The sequence below is a fragment of the Aquirufa sp. A-Brett2-W8 genome (assembly GCF_054558755.1).
Genome location: NZ_JBPXKS010000005.1, coordinates 92,918 through 112,100 on the forward strand (window position 1 = coordinate 92,918; position 19,183 = coordinate 112,100).

At 41.4% G+C, this 19,183-nt stretch carries 24 protein-coding genes; 10 read left to right on the forward strand and 14 right to left on the reverse strand.

Translation table 11 applies throughout. The annotated features are described in order from the left end of the window. Window positions 1-25 precede the first annotated feature (25 nt). Window positions 26-1,096 carry an AI-2E family transporter gene (locus ACST13_RS05490; RefSeq protein ID WP_459522212.1) on the forward strand — a complete coding sequence of 357 codons (1,071 nt, stop codon included), beginning with the start codon at window positions 26-28 and terminating at the stop codon, window positions 1,094-1,096. On the opposite strand, the gene ACST13_RS05495 is transcribed toward ACST13_RS05490, so the two are convergent. From ACST13_RS05495 to ACST13_RS05505, 3 genes are read right to left on the reverse strand one after another with little or no spacing between them, the layout of a single operon-like run. Beyond that, window positions 1,074-1,811 (reverse strand): LytR/AlgR family response regulator transcription factor, encoded by a 738-nt coding sequence (locus ACST13_RS05495; RefSeq protein WP_459522213.1) that lies wholly within the window; start codon window positions 1,809-1,811, stop codon window positions 1,074-1,076. The two genes, ACST13_RS05490 and ACST13_RS05495, sit on opposite strands and share 23 nt — an antisense overlap. A gap of 5 nt (window positions 1,812-1,816) precedes the next feature. Further along, window positions 1,817-2,863, reverse strand: a complete 1,047-nt coding sequence (locus tag ACST13_RS05500; protein WP_459522214.1) for a sensor histidine kinase — start codon at window positions 2,861-2,863, stop codon at window positions 1,817-1,819. Between the two features lies 1 nt (window position 2,864). After that, window positions 2,865-3,518 (reverse strand): histidine phosphatase family protein, encoded by a 654-nt coding sequence (locus ACST13_RS05505; protein ID WP_459522215.1) that lies wholly within the window; start codon window positions 3,516-3,518, stop codon window positions 2,865-2,867. Between the two features lie 45 nt (window positions 3,519-3,563). Between ACST13_RS05505 and ACST13_RS05510 the strand changes: the two genes are divergently transcribed. Both ACST13_RS05510 and ACST13_RS05515 read left to right on the forward strand, forming a co-directional pair. Next, window positions 3,564-3,986, forward strand: a complete 423-nt coding sequence (locus ACST13_RS05510) for a hotdog fold thioesterase (RefSeq protein WP_459522216.1) — start codon at window positions 3,564-3,566, stop codon at window positions 3,984-3,986. Then, the gene (locus ACST13_RS05515) at window positions 3,983-5,080 is read left to right on the forward strand and encodes a chorismate-binding protein (protein WP_459522217.1); all 1,098 of its coding nucleotides are present in this window, start codon (window positions 3,983-3,985) and stop codon (window positions 5,078-5,080) included. The genes ACST13_RS05510 and ACST13_RS05515 overlap by 4 nt, the downstream gene beginning before the upstream one ends. Here ACST13_RS05515 and ACST13_RS05520 read toward each other — a convergent pair. From ACST13_RS05520 to ACST13_RS05550, 7 genes are read right to left on the reverse strand one after another with little or no spacing between them, the layout of a single operon-like run. Continuing rightward, complete coding sequence (locus ACST13_RS05520; protein WP_459522218.1) at window positions 5,060-6,379, reverse strand: hemolysin family protein; 1,320 nt, start codon at window positions 6,377-6,379, stop codon at window positions 5,060-5,062. The genes ACST13_RS05515 and ACST13_RS05520 overlap by 21 nt on opposite strands. After that, a complete protein-coding gene (locus ACST13_RS05525; RefSeq protein ID WP_459522219.1) occupies window positions 6,366-6,584 on the reverse strand; it encodes a hypothetical protein in 219 nt (72 codons plus the stop codon). Before ACST13_RS05525 ends, ACST13_RS05520 begins: the two co-directional genes overlap by 14 nt. Before the next feature lies 1 nt (window position 6,585). Then, complete coding sequence (gene ccsA / locus ACST13_RS05530) at window positions 6,586-9,135, reverse strand: cytochrome c biogenesis protein CcsA (protein WP_459522220.1); 2,550 nt, start codon at window positions 9,133-9,135, stop codon at window positions 6,586-6,588. A 2-nt stretch (window positions 9,136-9,137) separates the two neighbouring features. Then, window positions 9,138-9,581, reverse strand: coding sequence for a cytochrome c maturation protein CcmE domain-containing protein (locus tag ACST13_RS05535; protein ID WP_459522221.1), 444 nt, complete (start codon window positions 9,579-9,581; stop codon window positions 9,138-9,140). Continuing rightward, complete coding sequence (locus tag ACST13_RS05540; protein WP_459522222.1) at window positions 9,578-9,784, reverse strand: CcmD family protein; 207 nt, start codon at window positions 9,782-9,784, stop codon at window positions 9,578-9,580. The genes ACST13_RS05535 and ACST13_RS05540 overlap by 4 nt, the downstream gene beginning before the upstream one ends. Continuing rightward, window positions 9,784-10,452: a cytochrome c biogenesis protein CcsA gene (gene ccsA / locus ACST13_RS05545; protein ID WP_459522223.1), complete on the reverse strand. Its 669-nt coding sequence runs from the start codon at window positions 10,450-10,452 to the stop codon at window positions 9,784-9,786. The genes ACST13_RS05540 and ccsA (ACST13_RS05545) overlap by 1 nt, the downstream gene beginning before the upstream one ends. Beyond that, a complete protein-coding gene (locus ACST13_RS05550) occupies window positions 10,440-11,108 on the reverse strand; it encodes a heme exporter protein CcmB (RefSeq protein ID WP_459522224.1) in 669 nt (222 codons plus the stop codon). Before ACST13_RS05550 ends, ccsA (ACST13_RS05545) begins: the two co-directional genes overlap by 13 nt. A 101-nt stretch (window positions 11,109-11,209) precedes the next feature. Here ACST13_RS05550 and ACST13_RS05555 point away from each other — a divergent pair, with 101 nt between their 5' ends. Both ACST13_RS05555 and feoB read left to right on the forward strand, forming a co-directional pair. Next, window positions 11,210-11,437 carry a FeoA family protein gene (locus ACST13_RS05555; protein WP_459522225.1) on the forward strand — a complete coding sequence of 76 codons (228 nt, stop codon included), beginning with the start codon at window positions 11,210-11,212 and terminating at the stop codon, window positions 11,435-11,437. Between the two features lie 3 nt (window positions 11,438-11,440). Further along, window positions 11,441-13,567: a ferrous iron transport protein B gene (feoB, locus tag ACST13_RS05560; RefSeq protein ID WP_459522226.1), complete on the forward strand. Its 2,127-nt coding sequence runs from the start codon at window positions 11,441-11,443 to the stop codon at window positions 13,565-13,567. On the opposite strand, the gene ACST13_RS05565 is transcribed toward feoB, so the two are convergent. Both ACST13_RS05565 and ACST13_RS05570 read right to left on the reverse strand, forming a co-directional pair. Beyond that, window positions 13,564-14,013 (reverse strand): PaaI family thioesterase, encoded by a 450-nt coding sequence (locus ACST13_RS05565; RefSeq protein WP_459522227.1) that lies wholly within the window; start codon window positions 14,011-14,013, stop codon window positions 13,564-13,566. The two genes, feoB and ACST13_RS05565, sit on opposite strands and share 4 nt — an antisense overlap. 15 nt (window positions 14,014-14,028) lie before the next feature. Further along, window positions 14,029-14,448 carry a DUF2147 domain-containing protein gene (locus ACST13_RS05570; RefSeq protein ID WP_459522228.1) on the reverse strand — a complete coding sequence of 140 codons (420 nt, stop codon included), beginning with the start codon at window positions 14,446-14,448 and terminating at the stop codon, window positions 14,029-14,031. A gap of 127 nt (window positions 14,449-14,575) precedes the next feature. On the opposite strand from ACST13_RS05570, the gene ACST13_RS05575 reads away from it, so the two are divergent. Genes ACST13_RS05575 through ACST13_RS05585 form a run of 3 tightly spaced genes read left to right on the forward strand, consistent with a single transcriptional unit; the run spans window position 14,576 to window position 16,733 of the window. Next, a complete protein-coding gene (locus ACST13_RS05575) occupies window positions 14,576-15,337 on the forward strand; it encodes a phosphosulfolactate synthase (protein ID WP_459522229.1) in 762 nt (253 codons plus the stop codon). A gap of 6 nt (window positions 15,338-15,343) precedes the next feature. Further along, window positions 15,344-15,973, forward strand: coding sequence for a VTT domain-containing protein (locus tag ACST13_RS05580; protein ID WP_459522230.1), 630 nt, complete (start codon window positions 15,344-15,346; stop codon window positions 15,971-15,973). Between the two features lies 1 nt (window position 15,974). Continuing rightward, window positions 15,975-16,733, forward strand: a complete 759-nt coding sequence (locus tag ACST13_RS05585; protein ID WP_459522231.1) for a shikimate dehydrogenase family protein — start codon at window positions 15,975-15,977, stop codon at window positions 16,731-16,733. On the opposite strand, the gene ACST13_RS05590 is transcribed toward ACST13_RS05585, so the two are convergent. Next, window positions 16,730-17,233 (reverse strand): phosphoribosyltransferase family protein, encoded by a 504-nt coding sequence (locus ACST13_RS05590; RefSeq protein WP_459522232.1) that lies wholly within the window; start codon window positions 17,231-17,233, stop codon window positions 16,730-16,732. The genes ACST13_RS05585 and ACST13_RS05590 overlap by 4 nt on opposite strands. Window positions 17,234-17,330: 97 nt before the next feature. On the opposite strand from ACST13_RS05590, the gene ACST13_RS05595 reads away from it, so the two are divergent. Both ACST13_RS05595 and ruvX read left to right on the forward strand, forming a co-directional pair. Beyond that, entirely contained in the window at window positions 17,331-17,879 is a 549-nt protein-coding gene (locus ACST13_RS05595) for a YcxB family protein (RefSeq protein ID WP_459522233.1), read from the forward strand. A gap of 1 nt (window position 17,880) precedes the next feature. Continuing rightward, window positions 17,881-18,294, forward strand: a complete 414-nt coding sequence (gene ruvX / locus ACST13_RS05600; protein WP_459522234.1) for a Holliday junction resolvase RuvX — start codon at window positions 17,881-17,883, stop codon at window positions 18,292-18,294. Window positions 18,295-18,327: 33 nt separating this feature from the next. Here the strand turns inward: ruvX and ACST13_RS05605 are convergent, their stop codons facing one another. After that, complete coding sequence (locus ACST13_RS05605) at window positions 18,328-19,155, reverse strand: phytanoyl-CoA dioxygenase family protein (RefSeq protein ID WP_459522235.1); 828 nt, start codon at window positions 19,153-19,155, stop codon at window positions 18,328-18,330. Window positions 19,156-19,183: the final 28 nt, after the last annotated feature.

Consider the following 19,183-nt stretch of genomic DNA (forward strand, 5'->3'; position numbering starts at 1 on the left):
GTTATGGAATTGTTAATTTATTAATATGTCGAACAACACTGCTTATTCTGCCCGTCTGTCGGGATCATTAATATCGATGGCCTTGATCATCGCCGCGGCCTATTTATTACAGGATCTGCTGATTTTGCTTTCTTTTGCCTTAGTATTAGCTTTATTACTTTTGCCTGCGAGTAAATTGATGGAGGCAAAAGGTTTGCCTCGTGCCCTAGCCATCTTCATCGCTATTCTTCTCACATTTGCTTTGATTTCGTCCCTGCTTTTCATCGCGGGTATGCAAATAATGGAGTTCTCCTCTGAACTTCCGCTCATTGCGAAAAAAGCCGAAAAATGGGTATCAAGCTTGCAATCTTTTATTTCTTCGAATTTTAATATCTCGCGTCGGAAGCAAATGTTAGAATTAAGTAACGAGCTAATGGTACTTTTGAAGAATTCGGGGGTGATTATCAGTACGACTTTTTCGACCGCGATTCATGTGATAACTGCATTGATATTAGTACCCGTATTTACTTTCTTTTTCTTATTCTACCGGGATTTCTTTGAAAGCTTTTTGAAAAAAATATTCCCTAAAACGGAAGGACAAGTTTTAACGAAAGTAATGGAGAAAACGGGTTCGGTGGTACAAGGTTATTTAGTGGGCTTGTTAGTGGTCATGTTAATTGTAGGCGTAGTGAATTCGATTGGATTCTGGTGGATCGGGGTAGAGTATCCCGTGTTTTTCGGGTTTCTGACAGGTATTTTATTGTTGATTCCTTATGTCGGGATTTGGATAGGTGCGCTATTGCCCATTTTATTGAGCTTGGTTACCTTGAGTCCTTCACACGCGTTAGCGGTGGTGGCTTGGGTAGCAGCGGCACAATTTATAGAAGCTAATTTCATCACCCCTTTAGTGGTGGGATCTAAGGTGAGTATGAATCCGATGGTGGCTATGCTCGCTTTACTTTGTGGTGAATTACTTTGGGGAATCCCGGGTTTGATTTTAGCTCTTCCTTTAACCGCGGTAATGAAAGTGATATTCGATTCTATTCCGAGTCTTGAACCCTATGGATTCTTATTGGGCGAGGCACCAGCCAGAACTAAAGCGACAAAAGCTCCTTAAATCGGATGGATTGCCGGCGAGAAATTTCGATTTTCTCTGCTTTTTCTCCCTTTAATGTCACCTGTAAACCGCCAGAAAACCAAGGTTCGATCTTCTCGATGAAGTTTAGGTTGACAATGTGTTTACGGTTGCAACGGAAGAATAATTTGGGGTCTAAACGCTCTTCTAATGAATTGAGCGATTTTAGCACTAGCGGTTTTTGGTCGTCAAAAAACAAACGCACATAATTGCCCATCGATTCACATAATCGAACGCGATCTAAGCGAACAAACCAGCATTTCTCACCGTCTTTCACGAAGATCTGATCATTACCTCCTAAAATGTGACTCGCCGATGCCGATTTTTCATTAGCAGTAGGACGCTGAAAACGGGATTCTAATTTTTGGATGCTTTCGCTTAAACGCGTTAATTCGATGGGTTTTAATACATAATCCAACGCATTAACTTCGAAAGCCTTTAGCGCATATTCGTCAAAAGCCGTCGTGAAAATTATTTCCGGCAGAAAACCATCCCATTCTTCTAGCCACTCAAATCCGGTTTTCCCGGGCATTTGGATATCTAAAAAGGCCACATCGGGCTGTAGTTCCTCGATGAGTTGGCTGGCTTCTTCTGTGTTCGAAGCCTCTCCAATCACTTCGATCGATGGAAAATTTTCTAATAAACGCTTCAGTTCATTTCTAGCAAGGCGTTCGTCGTCTACGATGATGGCTCTCATGGGATTTAGGCTATTGTTTCAGTAATATACGGAATGCTAAGGGAAGCAAGGACGTGATTTTTGTCCAAAGGCTTTAAGTCAATATGAGCGGTCTCTCCGAACAATAGAATTAATCGGTTTTGGGAATTGACTAGCCCAATGCCCGTTGATTCACCACGCGTTTTAAAATTCCCCGGATTGATCACCTGCAATTCAACATTCGCTTCATTTTTCTTTCCTTTTATCTGAATCAAACCCTCTTTGGCCGAATGGGCAATGCCATGCTTGATGGCATTCTCCACTAGCGTCTGTAATAACATGGGTGGAATTTGTGCTTGAAGTATCTCTTTCGAAACATCCACTTTCCAGACTAGTCGTTCTTCATAGCGGATCTTTTCGAGATGTAAATAGTCAAGAATAGTCTCTAATTCTTCGTCGATGGAAATCGTTTTTTTGCGTTCGGTTAATAAGGAACTGCGGAGCAGTTTGGAGAGTTGGTTGATTCCTTTTTTGGCCTTATTCGGATCTTCTGTGATCAAAGCGCGGATGCTATTTAGGGCATTAAAGACAAAATGCGGATTCATCTGAGCTCGCAATACTTTACCTTCTGTCTCCTGAATGGCACGCTCTAATTGATTTTTTTCGCGTTCCATGTCTAACTGTTTCTTCGAATATTGGAAGAAGAAATAGATCAACATCCAAATCGCCAGCGGCTTCATAAAATTAAAGAGATACTGGGTAATGATGAAAGGGCTGATTTGAACCTCGAAGTTTTCCCCTAATAGGTATTGGTCGAGAGGTAGATTGAGTGCGACTAGACAGGCAGCCATGCAAATTAGCGCCATGAAATGATTGCGAATCATCCCTACAAGAGGCAAATCCTGCCACGCGTATTGTTTCGTAATGAGCTTATATTGGTGGGTTAAAAAAATGGCTAAGGTGATATTTGCCATAGATGCATATAACCAGGCCCAATGCCAACCATACTGATTGGTATACAAAACCGCCTCATTGAGAGCCCAGGCGAACCATCCGCTGGATTGAAAAACCCAATACATGCGCTTTTGAGACATATTACATCGACTCGGGCAAGTCGTCTAGGTGAATCACACAATTGCCTTTAACTAGGCGAAACTCTTGCGCAGAATAATCGTATTGGATGTGGTATAGGCACAGATTTTGGTGTGCATAATGATCCATATGATGGAGCGGCGCATTAAATAAATGGGTGAGCAAAACCCGCATGGCGCGACCGTGCATGGCCACTAAAATGGTGTTCTCCTCTGGTCGAGAAAGAATGAGATCAATGATTGGTTTTTGACGTTCTAGTACTTCGATCGGACTTTCGCCCTCCTCTGATTGCACATGTACGTTGCCCTCGCGCCAGGTTTTCGTCAAATTTTTATAGTAAAGATCGTCTTCTGTATTAGGCGATTTCCCTTCTTTATTCCCCCAGGAAATTTCATTTAGGCCTTCGTATTGCTCCCAAGGCAAGCCTTTCTCGATGAAGCCTTTCACGGATTGATGCGTTCTTCGAAGAACAGAGGTATATATTTTATCGATCGGAAGATCTTGGTAGTGAGCGAAGAAGGCAGCAGCCTGTTTTTGGCCTAATTCATTTAAATCCGCATCAATCCCACTGCCTTGCACGACCCTTTTGCGATTGTATTCCGTTTCGCCGTGGCGAATCAGGTAAATATCTTTCACTAAATCAGGTTGAGCATGCATATTAATGGTATTTTATTCCGAATTTTAGCCAAAATTACGAAATATATGTTTAATACTTCCATCTCACTGGAGACATTGAATTCGATGTCGAAGGGAACTATGATCGAGCATCTGGGCATTGAATTTACCGAAATTCAGTCCGGTTTTTTAAAGGCCAAAATGCCGGTAGATCACCGAACAATTCAGCCCATGGGATTGTTACATGGAGGAGCCTCGGTGGTTTTAGCCGAGACTTTAGGAAGCGTTGCGGTCGTATTAGCCGTAAAAGATCCTTTGAAGGAAACAGGCGTGGGAGTAGAGATCAATGCGAATCATTTGAAGTCTGCTCGCAGCGGATTTGTTATAGGAACTTGTGTTCCCCTGCGGATCGGTAGAACCATACATGTGTATGAAATTAAAATTCACGACGAAGACGAAAATTTGATTTGTGCTAGCCGATTAACGGTAGCGATTATAGCGGTAAGATGATCGAGGAAAAAAAGTGGGAGGATGGTATTTCGAAGGGAGCAGGCCAAGTGGCTTGGCGTTTGCCACATGCTTCGGAGGCTTTTCTTTTACAAGATTTTCAAGGAGGCTCACAGCTGAGTGAAGGCTGGAATTTGTCTGAATTATCCACCGGATTCTTAGCAGCACCCTTCATCGGTTTACCCTATTTTTTGCAGGCAGATGCCATACATTCTTTTAGTATTGGTAGCTCTAAACATTCAACTCATTCCCTAGCAGAGGAAGATAACTCAGCAAAAAAGCAGGAGTTTATGAACTGGGTTTCTAAGGCAGTTTCTGTCATTAAGCAAGGGCCATTGCAAAAAGTGGTTCTTTCTAGGACGGATGAAAAAGAATTGCCAGCTGGTTTTACGGTGATAGCTGCTCTCGAAGAATTAGCGGCCGCTTATCCGAATGCCTTTGTTTGTGCGCTTTCTATTCCTGCCTTGGGTGGGGTTTGGATGTGTGCGACACCGGAGATTTTAGTGGAACAAAATAAAGAGGGCATTTTTCGGACTATTTCTTTAGCTGGAACCCAGTCTGGGGTGGATGAGCAAGGAAATACGCTATCCCCAGCTCAAGCGCGTTGGTCGCAAAAAGAGATTGAGGAGCAGGCCTTCGTGAGCCGTTACATTATTGAATGTTTTAAGAAAATTCGTTTACGAGAATATACCGAGATAGGCCCTAAAACCATTTCAACAGGAAATTTATTGCATCTGAAAACGGACTATATCGTCGACACTAAAGCATTGGATTTTCCTCAATTACCTAGTTTGATGTTAGGATTATTACATCCAACATCGGCGGTTTGTGGTACCCCGAAGCAGGAGGCTATTGATTTTATAGTAGCCACGGAGCAACACAAACGTTCCATGTATTCAGGTTATTTAGGACCGGTGAATATAGAAAATGCCACGTATTTATTTGTGAACTTGCGCACGGCGGAAATAAAAGGGACGCACGCCGTTTTTTATGCCGGATGCGGCATCACGGAAGATTCTGATCCTGAAAAAGAATGGTTAGAAACGCAGATGAAATGCCAAACCTTGCAGCGCGTCCTAATGCAACAGGTCTCCTGATGGAGCTGGAGTAATTTTTCCGGTAATCATTACCTTTACGGTATCAATTTTAGCGTCGGTTGTGGTGAGAATTTGGAATTGGAAAGGCGCTAGTGTGATCAGCTCATTTTCTTGTGGAATATCCTCGTATAGGCTAATCAACATCCCACCTAAGGTTTCATAATCACCTTCAGGTAAGTTCCATTCGTATTTCTCATTCAAATAGTCGATCTCATGTCGACCAGAAAGAACAAAGGTCGTTTCGTCTATTTGCTTTTCGATCCAATCTTCGGAGTCGTCATATTCGTCTTGAATTTCTCCAAAAATTTGTTCCACCACATCCTCCATACTCACTAGGCCACTGGTCGAGCCAAATTCATCCACTACCAGGGCAAGGGATTTGCGCTCTTTCGAGAATTTGATCAGTAAATCATTAGCCGCCATGGCTTCTGGAACGATCGGAATGCTGGTTAGGATGGATTGCAGGTCTTTGGGTTTTTTAAATAAGGCCAAAGAATGGCAATAGCCCACCACTTCCTCCAGGGTCTCTTTATAGACCAATACTTTCGAGTGCCCGCTTTCTAAGAAAACTTCTTTCAATTTTTCGATCCCATCCTCCATGTCAATCGCGGTGATTTCAGTTCGCGGAATCATGCAGTCCCTCACTTTTACCTGTTTGAACTCAAGCGCATTGTGGAAAATCTTATGATCCACTTCAGCTTCTTGCTCGGTAGATACTTTGCGGTTCAGATTTTGGAGGTAATGATTCAAATCCGTTAATCCAAAAGCGGGTTTCTCCTCTGAATAACTTAAGCGAAGTACTTTCGTGATAAACCATTTCGACAGACCCACCGTTACCCAAACCAAGGGGAACATGAGTGTGTAAATCACCCAAATGGGAATCGCTAAAAATTCTAAAATAGCATCTGGGTTGATGAGGAATACACTTTTTGGGGTAAATTCCGACGTCATCAAGATAAGTATAGTCGCCACAATGGTAGCAATTAAACGCGCTACAATTTCATTGATGGATAGGAAATGTAAGACTACGTGGTGTAAAAATTCCTCCATGAAAATACCATAGGCCACTAAAGACAGGGTATTTCCGATGAGCATGGTTCCAATGAAGCGAGAGGGGAGCTGATTAAAGTTTGCGATGATTTTCGCGCTTAAAATATCCTGTTTCGCCTTTAATTCGAAGTAGAGTTTGTTCGAGGAGACAAATGCCATTTCCACACCAGAAAAGAAAGCGGAGAAAACCATGGAAGCGATGATTCCGATGATTTGGTTATTATCCAAGCTGATATTACTTGTTTCCATCTTTCTCTTTTTTCACCCTTTCGTTTTTAGCGAATTGGTAATAGAATAAACAACCTACGCCAAACATTAGAAACGGATAATGTGCAAATATATTTCCCCAAAAATCAGCTTCAATTTCCTTAGGTAGTGGCGTATTCAAATATATAATCCAAATCAGGATGAAACCGATGGCAGCGGATAAACTTAAGACCTCTTTCTTTCCCATATTAATCCGCGATAGTGGGTTTCATTCGACGGTAGGATGCGATAAATAAACCGATAAATATCAGGATGGATCCGATCCAAACTAAATTAATATAGGGTTTTTCTAAAGCTTTAACCACGATTAACTCTTGTTGTGTGGTATTCCACGCAAAACCAAACTCCTGAGATTGCGGGTTAATACCCGTAAATTTAATCTTAATTCCGGTCTCTTCACTTTCAAAGGCTGGCATTGCCACCATTCCCCCTTTGATGATAAAGATCGGGCTCAAAGTGAATTGCTGTGAGTTTTTCCCTAGTACTTGGAAATTCGCTTGAACCGCCGCATCGTTTGCAGCTAATTCCACACCATCCACCTTAGTAACTCGAGTCACCTCTTTTAGTATAGCGACGAAGTCATTAATAAAAAGGGTGTCGCCCGTTGTGACTGTTTGGTTTTCAGTTTGTGACCATTGTTTTTCAGAGCCAGCCTCTGCCGCTAAACGCGGATCGAGGGAAACGTAGGTATAAATATCATGGTTCCAAGCGTGCTTCACATCTGGCGAGATGGCGGACCCCATTTTAGGATTTACCTGCCATCTTGGAAAAAGCGAAACGGCTTTCCCTTCTTCGTTTTTGAATTCTAATTCGTAATACGTGTTCTCTGGTTCCACCGTTACGGTGTCTCCTTTAGTCGCAATTTTTACTCCATCTCGTTCGATGTTTTTCAAAGCCACAGCATGAAAATCGCCTTCAATTATCTCAAAATCATTCTTATTGAAAAACCCTTTTTGTCCGCGCACCTCGATTCGTCGGCCTTTATAAGTCACTAAATAGTCCTGCATTTGGGCTCCTTGACCTAACCAAAGTGGCAAATTTTCTTTATTCTCTTTGTTATCATTTTTCGTGAAATCTTCTACTTTCGTGCTAATTGCGAAGCCAGAACGGTTCAACGAAACCACCTTCGAATAACCCGCGGAGAATAAAATTCCAATCAGCATAATCGCCAGTCCTACGTGCGCCATCGCACCGCCTGCTAGGGAGAATCTTTGGCGAATCAAAAACCACATGATTTTAAAATTTGCCAAAACCGCGAATAAACTACTCCACAACAAAGCGATATACGAAAGCGTGTAAATCTTTCCGATGTTAATAAACAACACACTCAATAAGGTAGCAGCAAGTGCAGGACTTACAAGTGGCTTGAAGCTCGTGCTTTGTTTGATTTTCCCCCACCAAACATATTGACCAATCGCACTTAAAATAGCTACAGCTAAGAAAATCCAGATCTGAATTTTACTGTAGTGTTCTGCCTGATCTGCGGGTAAGGCAATGTTAGAAAGAATGCCAAACGCCTCCGCAATCTTATTATAAACCGGAATCGAAGTCGTAAAGGTTAATTGGAAAGCAGACAAGCCTAAAACTGCCGCTCCCACGAAAACCCAAAATTCCCGATTATAGGTCCCCAGTTCTTTGGCATCCTTAGGCAAATCCTTCCAGCGGTAAATCGACATTCCGATAGCCCCTAAAAGGAAAGTTCCCATATACAAAAGTAGCTGGCCAGAAAGTCCTAAGTCCGTAAAGGAGTGCACAGAGGCATTTCCCAAAATTCCGGAACGGTTCAAGAAAGTCGAATACAAGACTAAAATAAACGCCGCAATCACTAAGATGATAGATGTCTTTAAGGCGGAACTCGAGGTCTTTATGGCAATCATCGTGTGGATAGCTCCCAATAAAACCAACCAAGGCACAAAAGAGGCATTTTCTACCGGATCCCAGTTCCAATAACCTCCAAAATTCAAGGTTTCATAAGCCCAATAGGCCCCCATCATAATTCCAATCCCTAAAATACCCGCGCCAAAAAGTGCCCATGGCAAAGCAGGTTTCACCCATTCGGTTAATTGCTTCTTCCACAATCCTGCCATCAAATACGCAAAAGGAACCAGCGTCAAGGCAAATCCCAAGAACAAAGTAGGAGGGTGAATGACCATCCAATAGTTTTGAAGTAATGGATTCAATCCACGACCATCCTTCGGAATAAAGTTCGGCTGCATACTCCAAACGGGCAGATCAGGCTGGGCCTCACGCAATAATAGGAAAGGAGATGAACCTATTTTTAGGTCGATCCATGGGATGATAACTCCCAGAATCATCGACGTTAAAAAGGTTTGTACTAAGGCGAAAACGGTCATCACGGGGGACTCCCATTTCGGATTTTTGATCATCAATAAAAGACCTAGAATCGCCTGCCAAAATATCCAAAGCAAAAACGAACCTTCTTGACCCTCCCAATAACAGGAGATCATAAACATCGTCGGTAATTGTAGCGAGGAGTGTGTATACGCGTAATGGTATTCGAAATAATGATTATAAATGATCACAAAAAGGCTAGCTGCCACCACGATCACAGAAATGAAATGCAGCCCGAATAAAGCGCGCGCCGTTATTTTCCAATCATTCTCTAGCTCATTAGTTGCCTGGGTCGATTTAAAATAGGCAAAAGTCGCTAATAGTGCTGTTACGAAGGAAATGATGACAAATAAATGCCCGACTGAACCGATGGTTTCGTGTATCATATTTAATTTTTTGCCGCTACTGAGGCACTAGAGTCTGCTGAAATTTTTCCTTCTTGGTATTTAGAAGGGCACTTTAAAAGAATCTTGTCACAATAGAATACTTTGTCGGAATGCATGCTTCCCACAAGAACGATCTTCTCCGATTTCTCAAAATCCTGCGGTTTAGGAGCAGCATATACAACCTGATTTTCACGACCAAGGCTATCTTGAACTAAAAATTCTAAGTGATTCGCATCTAAGGCAGGATTGTAATTTAATCCTATGATTTGACCTGCTGCATCTTTTCTCAGCGTTCCTACCACGTGTACTTTTTGATTCGGATCCTGCTGTGAAATGCTTTCCGCCTCGTCAAAACCTACATAAGTACTCGCGTCCCCCGTCGTAATCATAATGATTCCAATGGCAACAGCGATTAAAATCAATCCAATGATGTGTGTCTTTTTCATTTGTTGCGTTTTTCTAAATCAGTTACTTTTCTCTCTAAACGAAATAAATAGGCAAAAAGCCCGATTAAAACGACGCTAACTACGGCAATCACCACGTAGATTTTTCCATCTGCACGGAATTGATCTGCCATTTCTATATCGCTAGCTTGTGCTGATGCCACGAAGCTGAATAAGCTGAAAAAAAGAATAATTAAAGCTCTCATTATAACTCGTTTTGTTGTTCTAGTTTTTTAATACGAATACGGATTTGGGTAATCCAAAAACCCAATAAGGTCCATCCAATAATAGCAGGATAAAAGACCAGTCGCATTCGGTTATCTAAGTCCATCTTGGAGAAAGCGGGATTTCCGCCATTTCCTGGATGTAATGAATCCGTCATTCGTGGCAAGATCCAAATCAAAACCATAAAGATGACGAAGGCAAAAATGTTATAAACGGAAGAAATACGTGCTTTCTGCATCTCGTCTGGCATGGATGATCTCACTAAAGAATAGGCTAAGTATATAAGTAAACCAATAGCGACCGAATTTAGTTTCGGGTCATTGGTCCACCAATCGCCCCAGGTAAATTTCGCCCAAACACTTCCCGTAATCAATCCTAATACCGCAAACACCATTCCCACTTCCACATAGGTGCTGGAAATCAGGTCTGACTTTAAATCGGATTTGCGTAAGTATTGAATCGAATGGTAGACCGATGTTCCTAATAGGAAAATCATCGTGAACCACATCGTCACGTGAAAATAGAGGTTGCGAATCGTCTCATTCAAGATGGGTTGACGTGGAACCTGACCGTTAAATCCAGCATAGACCGTGTAGATCAATAAAATGATCGACAAAATCTTCCAATACTGACGTTTTAATGTTTCCATATATAGGGGAAAAGTATCCCAGAAAATACAATAACGATAATATCAAGCGCACCTAAAATGGCGATCTCATCCCAGTTTTCTGAGAGCGAAATTCCGTCCAAAGCGCTTTTAGATAATTTTAATAATAATAACAGCAATGGAATGATCAAAGGAAAACTCATGACTGCCATCAAAGTAGCCGAATTCTCTCCCTGAGCGGCAATTCCTGCCACTAAGGATAGGGTGGATGCAAAGCCGATCGCCCCTAAAACAAGGGACATTAGATATAGCGGCATATTACCTACCGGATTTCCCATCACCCAAGAATAAAAGAAAATACCGATAAATGACACCCCTAACATCACCAAAGTATTGTAGATGATTTTGCTGAAAATGACCGATTCGGGCTTTGCAAACGTATAATAAAAGATGTTTCGATTCGCCGATTCTTGGGTAAAACTTTTACCTACCGCATTGACGGCGGAGAATAATAAGATGATCCAAAACAAGGTATTCCACATAATCGGGTGGATGGACTGTTGCTTGGCTTTAAAGGATAAATAACAGATGAAAATGGTGGCCGCTAAATAAAGCACCAGCCCGTGGATCGCATATTTATTGCGCCATTCTAATTGCATCTCTTTACGAATTAACACGAAAATTTCAGTTAGGGCCATGAACCTGCAATTTACGACAGAAAAAACTATTTGTATCATTTTTTAGCTCAGAAATACTTAGTACATTTGTGTCTAATTTTGAATTATTCTAAATAGTGAGCATGGCAAATTTGGCCGACCTGAAGATTGGTGAAAAGGGTGAGATAGTGGGCTTCACAGATGAGTTGCTTTCCTTAAAACTATTAGAAATGGGATGTTTGCCGGGAACAGAGGTAGTTTTGACTCATTTAGCTCCTTTCGGTGATCCTATCGCAATTCGAGTTTCTGGTTCTTATACCTTGTCAATGCGGCGGGAGGAAGCTGAAACCATGCTAATTAAACGAACGTAAATTTTGTCAAAAACTCCTAAAATAGCGCTGATTGGTAACCCCAATGCAGGAAAATCCTCTCTTTTTAATTCCTTAACAGGATTAAATCAGAAGACAGGTAATTTTCCAGGCGTGACGATGGAGAAGCACACGGGAATTTGGAAATTAGAACCCAAGCGTCCGGTGGAGATTTTAGATTTGCCCGGAATCTACAGTATTTATCCTAAGTCAATCGACGAGGAATTAGTCATCAATATTCTAGGGGATCCTAAACATCCAGATTTTCCGGATATGGCCATTGTGGTGGCGGATGCATCGAATTTAAAACGCAATTTATTGCTGTTTTCTCAGGTGAGAGATTTAGGGATTCCTACGGTTTTGGCCTTAAATATGATCGATGTTGCCGAAAACGAAGGCTATGTCATTAATTCGATCAAACTGGCCCGTGAATTGAATGTGGAAGTGGCGGAGGTGAATGCTAAAAAAGGCATCGGCCTTAATGGGCTTAAATTATCTGTTATAAAGACGCTTCAAAATCGTTTTGCCTCTAATGATGCTTTGCCCTTGCCGGTTTCTGACGAGGTTATACAGGAGGTGCAAGCGAATTTTGGTGAGGCGGAAATGTACCGTTCGTTACTTTGGCTGATGGAGCATGATCGCATGAAGATGTTCTCAATTCAACAAAGGGAAACATTGGATGCTATTAAAAGTAAGCACCATTTTTCGTCCAAAAAATACCAATCAGAAGAAACAGTAAAACGCTACGAACAGATTACTGAAGTGGTGGATCGCTGTGTGATTAATTTGAATCGCCAGTGGGATGCGGTGCCGGTAAAAACGTGGACCGATCGGTTGGACAAATTCTTTTTACACCCGGTGGGAGGATATGTTTTCTTTTTAGCCATCCTTTTTGTCATGTTTCAGGCCGTATTTACGTGGGCGACCTACCCCATGGATTTAATTGATGGCGGAGTAGCAGCGTTAAATGATTGGCTGAAAGGCGTGCTGCCAGATTCGGCTTTGACCGCCCTATTAACCGATGGACTGATCGCGGGTATTGGAGGCGTATTGATTTTTATTCCCCAGATCGCCTTCTTGTTTTTATTTATCTCTCTTTTAGAAGAGACCGGTTATATGTCGCGCGTGATGTTCATTATGGACAAATTGATGCGTCGTTTTGGATTGAATGGAAAATCAGTGGTGCCTTTAATTTCCGGTGTAGCTTGTGCGGTACCTGCGATTATGAGTACGCGTTCGATCGGATCTTGGAAAGATCGCTTGATCACGATTTTAGTGACGCCTTTGATGTCTTGTTCTGCTCGTTTACCTATTTATACGGTATTAATCGCCCTAGTTGTTCCGGAAAAGAATACCTTATTTGGCCTATTTAACTTGCAGGGCGTCGCGCTTTTTGGCCTTTATCTATTAGGTTTCTTTATGGCATTGGTCTCGGCATGGGTCATGAAGGTTATTTTACAGGCCAAAGAAAAGAGTTATTTCATCATGGAGTTACCTACCTACAAGGCGCCTCGATTTAAACATGTTGCGATAACGATTTTTAATTCAGTCAACGCGTTTGTTTTTGAAGCGGGTAAAATTATTGTGGCGATTTCCATCGTATTATGGGTACTGGCAAGTTATGGTCCCGGGGATGAAATAGCGCAGTCAGAAGCTAAGATTCGCTTAGCGAACCCGACCTTACAAGGGGTTGGATTGCAAAATAAGATTTCGGCGGATAAATTAGAGCATTCTTATGCGGGGCATTTTGGTCATTTTGTAGAACCGGCGATTCGACCATTAGGCTACGACTGGAAAATTGGAATAGCCCTAATTACCTCTTTCGCGGCTCGCGAGGTTTTCGTGGGAACCATGTCCACCATTTATAGTATGGGTGGCGAAGTAGATGATGCGAATGCAACGATTAAAAATCGCATGCGGGCTGAAATTAATCCTGCGACTGGAAAGCCGATGTATGACGCGGCCCTGGGATTCTCCCTGTTAATTTTCTATGCTTTTGCGATGCAGTGCATGAGTACCTTAGCTACGACATACCGCGAGACGAAGTCTTGGAAATACCCTTTGATTCAGTTTAGCTATATGACGGCTTTGGCCTACTTATCAGCCTTCGCCGTCTACCAATGGCTATCTTAAAGAGAAAACGGAATCGAAGTTGCCGCTAGGTTACTTACCCCTTTTGCTAGCAATTTACCATCTGCATTGTGCAATTTAGCCTCAATGTTCGCAATTTTTTTCCCGACACGTTGAATCTCTGTAGTTACCGTAATTTTTTCATTCGCCTTCGCACCATATAGAAAGTCGATGTATAAATTGATCGTTACATATAAGTGATCAATTTTCGCGGTAATGAGGGTCATCCCCATCATCTCGTCTAGCATAGCAGAGATCACGCCTCCATGAATGACGCCGGCATGGTTTAGGAAATCGGGACGCACAACGAACTCAGCAGTTAATTTTCCGGCTTCTGCTTTCACTAAAGTTCCATCTAACCATATTCCAATCGGAGCAGGATTTCCGTCTGCAATTTTTTTGTTTAGATTTTGGTTAAGATAAGCTAATACTTGTTCGTTGGGTTCCATTTTAGGAGTTTTTAATTAAGGGCGAGTCCAGGTAGATGTTCTGCCAAACATCGCAACTCCTACAAAACCGCGGATGTCTAATGTTTTGTTCCCGTCTTTGACTTTAAGAATGCAATCGTAGGTCTTTCCAGAATTAGGATCGTAAATGGTTCCATTTTCCCAAGCAGACCCGGTGAATTTGAAATTTTTCAAAATGACAGCTCCTAAAAGTTCTCGGCTACGTAATTTTTCGTCTGGATTTTTCCCATCTTTTCTTCCTGGCGTTTTGCCCCAAGATATTTTACCAAAGTACTGGTCTCCTTGCTTGAAAATGATGATTTTCCCATCTTTTTCTTGAGAGAGCCATTCTCCTAAGATAGTATCAGCGCCTGTATTAGCTAAGCTTGAAATAGAAATAAATAGTAGCGTAATGAATGAGAAAATTCCTTTTTTCATGTTTATGAAGCTTTGGTGAGACAAATATACGAACGATTCTAGTTTAATCAGGTTTGTTGCAATCAAATGGAATGCTTATTTTTGTGGACATTTGCCATAAAACCGTATCAATCCATTAATAAGCTATATGAATTATCACCTAGATCAAATTCCTGAACGTATAACTAAACCACGTCAAAAAGGTTTAACCATGGTCATGGACAAAGGACTAAGCCTGCGTCAAGTCGAAGATTTTTTAGAGACGAGTGCGGCGCATACAGATATTGTTAAATTAGGTTGGGCGACTTCGTACGTCACGCCTAATTTGAAAGAAAAATTAGCGTTATATAAGTCGGCTGGAATCCCGGTATATTTTGGAGGTACTCTTTTCGAAGCGTTTTACGTCCGTGGCCAATTAGATGATTACCGCCGTGTTTTAGACGAGTATGGTATGGAATATGCGGAGGTTTCAGATGGTTCCATCGAAATGGAGTCCGATATTAAATGTGAATTAATACGCACTTTAGCGACTCAGGTGACCGTTCTTTCGGAAGTAGGGTCTAAAGACGAAGCAAAAATTATTCCTCCCTATAAGTGGATTAAATTGATGCGTATGGAATTAGAGGCGGGTGCCTGGAAAGTAATCGGAGAGGCACGTGAAGGAGGAAATATAGGTCTTTTCCGTTCATCCGGAGAAGTTCGTCAAGGTTTAGTAGAAGAGATTTTAACAGAGATTCCAGAGGAAAAAATTATCTGGGAAGCACCGCAAAAATCACAACAAGTTTGGTTTGTGAAACTGGTAGGAGCGAACGTAAACATGGGAAACATAGCTCCACATGAGGTAATTTCATTAGAAACGATTCGTTTAGGATTGCGTGGCGATACGTTTGACCACTTCTTAACGAAATAACTTCGAATGCTGCAGCTCTTATTAGATCTATTAAAAGATCCATTGACGTTTTTATCGGAATTTATTGCCGCTCATGGTGCATTGACTTACGGTCTTCTGTTTTTAATTGTTTTTGTGGAAACGGGACTCGTTGTTATGCCTTTCTTGCCGGGGGATTCTCTCCTTTTTTCTGTCGGATTATTAGCTGCGGCTAGTGGTGAATTATCTTTAGGAACGGTGATTCCTTTATTAATTGGAGCTGCCTTATTAGGTGATCAGGTAAACTATTTTATTGGTAAATACTTCAGTGGCATCATTCGAGAACGAGAAAAAGTCTTGTTTTTGAAGCGAGAGCACATTGAAGAGACAGAAGCGTTTTATGCCAAATATGGTCCCAAAACCGTTATTTTAGCACGTTTTATTCCCATTGTACGCACGGTAGCCCCTTTCGTAGCAGGAGCTGGACGCATGTCTTATCCAGTTTATTTATTGTATGGTTTTTTAGGAGCGACACTTTGGGTGAGCAGTATTTCTGTTGCCGGTTATTTCTTAGGGGACAATGAATTTGTTAAGGCGAACTTTGAAAAAGTAGTCCTCGGAATAGTAGGGGTATCGGTATTGCCTATTCTTTGGGGCTTATTGACTAAACGTAAATAAGATGGTAATTACTCAGCTGTATGGGTTAATCGGATTTCCTTTAGGTCATTCCTTTTCCAAGCAATATTTCACGGAGAAATTTGAAAATTTGGGTCTGTCTAAAACGCATGCCTATGAACAACTCCCCATTCCCACGATTGAAGAATTCAAGGCTATAATTACTTCTAATCCGAATTTACGGGGTTTGAATGTAACGATTCCCTATAAGCAGGCAGTGATGCCACTATTAGATGAAATCGATCTTGCAGCTGCCCAAATAGGTGCTGTAAATACCATCAAAATCGCGGAAGACGGATATACCAGAGGTTATAATACGGATTATTGGGGATTTAGGACGACTGTCGAGTTTTGGGACAAATTCAAAAATTTCGAATCCCTAAAGGCCTGCGTTTTAGGACAGGGCGGAGCTGCAAAAGCAATAATTGTGGCTTTGCAAGACTTAGGTTTTGAAGTCATTAAAGTGTCACGCCAAGCATCTGAAGAAACAGTCACCTATGAACAAATGCCTGATTTAATGGAAGAAATCGGCTTAATCGTGAATACAACTCCGTTAGGGATGTTCCCCAAGGTAGATGACAAACCGCCGATTCCTTACGAATTACTGAATAAGCAACATTATTTATACGACATCGTATATAACCCTTTAGAAACAGCTTTTTTAAGCGCAGGTCTAGAAAATAAAGTGGGCGGAATCTATTCCGGTCTGGAGATGTTGCATGGACAAGCCGACAAGGCTTGGGAGATTTGGCAAAAAAACTAAGCTAAATACACCCCTCTTTTTGCTGGATCACTTAAGATCACTTGCACATGCTCTGAGAGCGTAGTGGAAAGTTCATATCCTTTGTAATCCGCAGAAATAGGGAACCTTTTGTAATTGCGATCCACAATCACCGCCACCTGTATGCGCTTCACATGCATACTTAAGAAAGGGGCTAAACTATAAGAGAACGTACGGCCTGTGTTCAAAACGTCGTCCACCACAATGATGACTTTATTTTCAAGGGCATCCGTTCCTCCTTCAAATTTTACTGGACGTTCGTAAGGTTGCTCCTTATTTAAATCAATCTTGACTGGAATAGCTTTGATTTTAGAGATCGCCTTAATCTCTTCACATAGCATTTCGGCGAAAGCAAAGCCTTCACCTACGATTCCTGCGATAACAATTTCGGACTCTTCGAAGTTATTCTCATAGATTTGAAAGGCAATTCGTCGGATCTTTTGGAGGAGGGCAGGACCGTCAAGGACTTGTTTGGCAGACATAGCAAACGCTTTAATGTAAATTGTGTGATTTAAAATTACCAAAATTATTCAATTTTCGTACCTTTATGCCTTAAATAGCGTTTAAAATCATTCAATTATGTCTAAAATGTACGGTGCTCAACAGCGCCAAATGCAAGCACCTTCTAATCCTTTAGCTATTAAAACGAAGAAATTCGCTTTAGAGAAAAATAAGTTTGTGGGGTTGTGCATGCGTCAACTTTTCTCGAACCAATGGAAATTTGCATTCATTCCTTTGGCTCTCATTTTAGGAAATGTGGCTTTAAATTTAACAGGGACTTACAAGAACTACTGGATCTATATTTTTATCGCTGTTGCGGTGATCGCTTATATCCTTTTCTGGTTAATTCAATTTACAGGAATCACACAATTAGCTCAATACAAGCAGCTTTTTGATAAGTACCGTTACGAAATCGACAGTCGCCAAATCTTCATGAAACTTTCTGATAAAGAGGGCGGAATGATCAAGTGGGACATGATTTTAGGGGCTTATAAAGATAAAAAAGCGTATGTCCTTGAAATGGGTAAATTCCAATTCTTGCACTTGCCATTCACCGTATTTAATAACGATAATGACAAGAAATTATTAGATAAGATTTTACGCGATAAAGGATATTTAAAATCCTAAGATGGGTAGAATATTAGCCATCGATTTCGGATTAAAGCGAACAGGAATTGCGGTGACGGATCCCTTGCAGATTATTGCGAATGGCCTAGATACTGTTCCTACGCATACTTTATTAGTCTTTTTGCAAACCTATTTTGCTAAAGAAACAGTGGATCAAGTCGTCATCGGAATGCCCAAAAATCTGGATAATACCGACACAGATTCCACGGCCGGTGTTCGTATTTTTATCAAAAGTTTTCGCAAGAGATTTCCTTTAATTCCTTTAGAAGAACACGACGAACGTTTTACCTCCAAGCTAGCCATGCAGGCGATGATTGCGGGTGGGATGTCGAAGAAAGATCGCAGAGAAAAAGGAACAGTCGACCGGGTATCAGCCACGATCATTTTGCAATCGTATTTAGAATCTAAATCATAATAAAAAAGCGACCCTTCGAAAGAGTCGCTTTTTTTATTTTGTTACCACTTTCGTAAATCGGTGGTAGAATGGCGTTTTGCTATTATCATTTTTAGGCTTGTACTTCCCAGTAATGATGGGAATATACATTACTCGGCGACGGGATTTTTCTCCTACATTAGGCGAAACCTCTACTCGATGCCATAATCGACCATCGTGAATAGTTAAGTCTCCTCGCTCTATCTCGAATGCCGCTTCGCGCGCATCAGGTTTGTGATCGATGAATTGCTTTTTCCCAAACAATAATTTCAAAACTCCTTGCGTATGTGTTCCTGGTAAAACCCGAAGACCGCCATTCGAAGAAGGGCAATTATCTAAGTGAATACCTACGTTTAACATAGGAAGAATCTTTTGACCTAAGAATAAATCACGAGGGCTATCTGTATGCCAGCCCATTTGGCTAAACTTCGAATTAGGCTCGTTGATGTAATGATTGAAAACAAGGCCATCTTTTTCATCCTCGCTGATTCGACCTTCGTAAGGGCCTAATAATTCAATCATCAATTGCAGACGAGGATCTTTTAATAATTCGGCTAAGATTGGGCTATATTGATTCGTAAAGCACATGCGTTGAATCATCGGATTTCCTTCATGATCCTTACCAAACTTAAGTGGAGTGCCTTTGACTTTTTCGATACCTTCTTCTAACCACATCTTCTCAATTTTCGCTAATTCTGAAATGAAAAGTTCCGCAGTTGTAGGATCAATGAATTTTTTAAAATGAATTACGCCATACTTCTTGAAGTATTCTTTCTGCTCCTCCGTTAGTTGCTCTCCTAACGAGAAGGTTTTGTATTCAAATTTCGCAGATGGTTTTCTCATAAGATGATGGTAATGAATTGGAGATGCA